Below are 298 nucleotides of genomic sequence, written 5' to 3' on the forward strand. Positions count from 1 at the left end.
TCATTAAATAACTTAACAATCAAGTCAGCAATATGCGGGTGCAAGCTATTATCTAACTCATCAACAATTACAACCATACTAGCATTAAACGCAGATCTAATTAGAGGTATGATTTCAAATAATTTTTGGGTGCCTTCAGACTCTCTCCCCATAGGGAAAGAAACACTCCCCCCTTCATCAGTAGGATGAGAGAACATATAACGATATTTATAATCTTCTTCAATTATCTCCTTTATTTCTTGAGGGATTTCCTCATCCATTTTTATTGGTATTTCCGCCTCAACCTCCCGTACAGATA

At 36.2% G+C, this 298-nt stretch carries 1 protein-coding gene; it reads right to left on the reverse strand.

Going from position 1 to position 298, the window contains the following annotated elements:
- Positions 1-260: AAA family ATPase (locus tag GYB81_RS23960; protein ID WP_233787684.1), on the reverse strand; the 260-nt coding region annotated here is incomplete at its 3' end.
- Between the last annotated feature and the right edge of the window lie 38 nt (positions 261-298).

Source organism: Pseudomonas yangonensis (assembly GCF_009932725.1).
Lineage (GTDB): Bacteria > Pseudomonadota > Gammaproteobacteria > Pseudomonadales > Pseudomonadaceae > Aquipseudomonas > Aquipseudomonas yangonensis.